Source organism: Thalassobacter sp. (assembly GCF_982993085.1).
This window is the reverse complement of record NZ_CEZFMW010000182.1, coordinates 1-4,070: the sequence shown is the minus strand read 5'-3', so window position 1 is coordinate 4,070 and position 4,070 is coordinate 1. Positions and strand designations below refer to the sequence as shown.

At 57.4% G+C, this 4,070-nt stretch carries 2 protein-coding genes; both read right to left on the bottom strand.

Annotated features, from left to right (window positions below; genetic code table 11):
- Positions 1 to 126: 126 nt before the first annotated feature.
- Complete coding sequence (locus AC4GMC_RS17420; protein ID WP_487878158.1) at positions 127 to 996, bottom strand: DMT family transporter; 870 nt, start codon at positions 994 to 996, stop codon at positions 127 to 129.
- A gap of 224 nt (positions 997 to 1,220) precedes the next feature.
- On the bottom strand, positions 1,221 to 4,070 hold a 2,850-nt coding region (locus tag AC4GMC_RS17415; protein ID WP_490391484.1), incomplete at its 5' end, for a DNA-directed RNA polymerase subunit beta'.

Sequence of the window (4,070 nt, the reverse complement as noted above, 5' to 3'; positions counted from 1 at the left end):
ATTGCAGGGGGCAGACTAGGAAAGCACACTCGACAGTCATAGCCGATTCTAAATGGACTGAATTGGATGGTTTGGCCGCCGTCTGCCCTGCTCTCCACCCGCTTGTCACCCATGGACATACCTGGACTAACCAGCCGCCTGCGTGCGTTCCCGCCACAGGGTGTAAATGCCTGTGGCCACAATGATCCCACTGCCCAACAAGGTCAGTCCATCGGGCCAGTCCCCAAATACAAGCCACCCCAGCAACAACCCCCAGACCAATGCGGTGTAGCGGAACGGGGCGATGAACCCAATTTCACCTACGCGCATCACCATGATCGAAAAGAGATACCCACCGAGAATGAACACCGATGCTCCGACAATCTGTACGCCCTCAAACAGACTTACCGGCGCCCAAGGACGGAACAGCGAACCTACAAGCCCGAGGCAGCAAATCGCCAAAGCCGTCCAAACCGCGACCTGCAAAGAGGGCACATTCGCCGACAACTTACGCGTGACCACATCGCGGAGCGTGATGCCCGCAACAGCCGCCAATGCCAGTAGCGCGTAGATGTTAAAGCCTTCGTCCCCCGGCCTGACGATCAGCAACACCCCCGCAAAGCCGACCAAGATCGCGATCCAGCGGCGCCATCCGACAGTCTCTCCCAGAAACAATGCGCCAGCCAGTGTGATGGTCAGCGGCACGGCCTGAAGAATGGCTGTCACATTCGCCAAAGGCATATGGGTCAGCGCGATAATGAAGGGAATGAAAATGCAGACCTCGGCCAGAATGCGCAGGGCAACTAGGCCGCGATCCGCGCGTGGTATGGGCCGCGCAAAAGCCCCCATATGCCACGCTAACAGAGCCACGAGGATCGTGGCAGAGACCCCACGCAGGAATACCATCTGAAACAGCGGAATTGTCTCGGCCACCAGCTTGATGAGCGCGTCATTGAACGTGAATGCAGCCATTGAAGCCGCCATCAACGCCGCCCCCCGAAGGTTGTCGGTCATCATCGGAGCGTGGCTCTGGGCGTAGCCCCGCGCTGGCGCGTGCCCCGCCCACGGACGTTACAATTAGGCGGCGAACAGATCAACATTTGGGAACCCCAACTTAGCAGCGTTACTCAATCTGTAGCCCACCACGACAACAGGCAAAAGAACCTATGGTTCCCTTTGCCACGTAACAAAAAAGGCCCCCACGAAACGTGGAGGCCTTTTTGTTGATCGTATCGGACAGATTAGTCAGCCGAGGGCATATCCCCAAAGACTGCATCCGCCTCCGAAGTCACTGGCGCGGCCAGTGCTGCGGCAGCTTCTGCCTCTGCGCGGGCCTCTTCGATGACAACGCTATCGCGCTTTTGCGCAATGCGGCGCATCTCTTGGGTCGCGCCACCAGTACCAGCTGGGATCAGACGGCCCACGATGACGTTTTCCTTAAGACCGACGAGCTTGTCTTTCTTGCCCTGCACGGAGGCCTCGGTGAGGACCCGCGTTGTCTCCTGGAAGGAGGCGGCAGAGATGAACGAGCGTGTCTGCAGCGACGCCTTGGTGATCCCCAGAAGGATCGGCTCACCCTTGGCGGGACGACCACCGCGGGCTTCGGACTTCGCGTTGGCTTCAAGGAACTCGGCCTTGTCGACGTGCTCACCCTTAAGAAGCGTGGTGTCGCCGCTTTCGAGGATTTCCCACTTCTGGAGCATCTGACGCACGATCACTTCGATGTGCTTGTCGTTGATCTTAACGCCTTGCAGACGGTAAACGTCCTGCACTTCGTCGATCAGATACTCAGCCAGCGCCTCAATCCCAAGGATACGGAGGATGTCATGGGGGGCTGGGTTGCCGTCCATGATGTAATCACCCTTCTGGATGAAATCGCCCTCTGCAACGGGGATGTGCTTACCTTTGGGCACCATGTATTCGATGGTGTCCATGTTCTCATCGGCAGGCACAATCGCGATGCGACGCTTGTTTTTGTAGTCGCGACCGTATTTCACGTAACCATCGGCTTCGGCGATGATGGCGTGATCCTTTGGACGGCGGGCTTCGAACAATTCCGCAACGCGTGGCAGACCACCCGTAATGTCCTTGGTCTTGGCCCCCTCACGCGGGATACGTGCCACGACATCACCGGCGTCGATTTTCTGGCCATCTTCGACCGACAAAATCGCATCCACTGACATTGCATAACTGACAGGGTTGCCTGCGTCGTTGCGCATTGGCTCACCGTCTTCACCCACGACAATAACCTCAGGCTTCAACTCGTTTCCTTTGGGAGCAGAGCGCCAGTCAGTCACGATCTTCTGGGTCATGCCGGTCGCGTCATCGGTCTCATCCCGGACAGAAATGCCCGCGTAAAGATCGACAAACTTCATAGTACCAGCTTTTTCAGCAATGATCGGTAGGGTGTAGGGATCCCATTCAAACAGCTTGTCGCCACGGGCGATTTTCGCACCTTCTTTGACGTGCAGTTTGGTGCCGTAGCCCAGCTTGTGGCTGGCCCGCTCTTCGCCTCGCTCGTCCATGATAGCAAGGGTCATGTTACGCCCCATCACGACGATTTCACCTGCCGAGTTTTCCAGAACGAGGGCGTTGCGGAATTCTGCAACACCGTCATGGCTGGCTTCTTGGAAGGACTGCTGACCACCTTGAGCAACGCCGCCGATGTGGAACGTCCGCATCGTCAGCTGGGTACCAGGCTCACCGATGGACTGCGCGGCGATGATGCCGACAGCTTCACCAAGGTTCACCTGCGTACCCCGTGCAAGGTCACGACCGTAGCACGCAGCGCACACGCCTTCTTCGGCTTCACAGGTCAGTGGCGACCGCATACGCATCGAGGCAACACCGGCCGCCTCAATGGCGTCGGCTTTGCGTTCGTCGATCAGCTCACCGGCGGAAACGATGATCTCGTCCGTGCCGGGCACAAACACGTCATCAGCCGAGGTCCGGCCAAGAACACGCTCACCGATTGAAGCCACGACTTCACCGTCGTTCACAGCCGCAGAAGCGGTGATCGCTTTTTCGGTGCCACAGTCGGGCAAACGCACGATGCAATCCTGCGCCACGTCAACCAAACGGCGTGTCAGGTAACCAGAGTTCGCTGTTTTAAGCGCCGTATCCGACAGACCTTTCCGCGCACCGTGGGTGGAGTTGAAGTACTCCAACACGGTCAGACCTTCTTTAAAGTTCGAGATAATCGGAGTCTCGATGATGTCGCCGTTCGGCTTTGCCATCAGACCGCGCATCCCGCCCAGCTGTTTCATCTGTGTGACCGAGCCACGCGCACCGGAGTGGGCCATCATGTAGACCGAGTTCGGCTCGTTCTCGGCGCCATTGGCGTCGCGACCGGATTCCGAAATGGTGGTCATCATCGCTTCGGTGACTTTGTCGTTACACTTCGACCAAGCGTCCACAACTTTGTTGTACTTCTCGCCCTGAGTGATCAGGCCGTCCATGTACTGTTGTTCAAAGTCTTTTACCTGGTCGCGGGTCTCGTCCACGATTGGCCACTTGGTTTCAGGAATGACCATGTCGTCTTTGCCGAACGAGATGCCCGCCTTAAACGCTTCGCGGAAACCCATGCCCATGATCTGGTCACAGAAGATAACCGACTCTTTTTGGCCCGAATAACGGTAAACGGTGTCAATGACCCGCTGCACGTCTTTCTTACGCAAAAGCTGGTTAACCAGCTCAAACGGCGCCTTCGCGTTCAAGGGCAGCAATGCACCCAGACGCATCCGACCGGGTGTGGTCTCAAAGCGCTTCATGACCTCTTGGCCATCATCGTCGATCTGCGGAATACGCGCTTGGATTTTGGCGTGCAGGTGCACTTCGCCAGCGTCCAGAGCGTGCTGCACTTCGTCCACAGAGGAGAAGACCATGCCTTCGCCCTTCATACCTTCGCGCTCCATCGTGATGTAATAGAGCCCGAGGATCATATCCTGCGAGGGAACAATGATCGGCGCACCGTTTGCAGGCGACAGAACGTTGTTGGTGGACATCATCAGAACGCGTGCTTCCAGCTGGGCTTCCAGCGAGAGCGGCACGTGAACAGCCATTTGGTCACCGTCGAAGTCAGCGTTAAACGC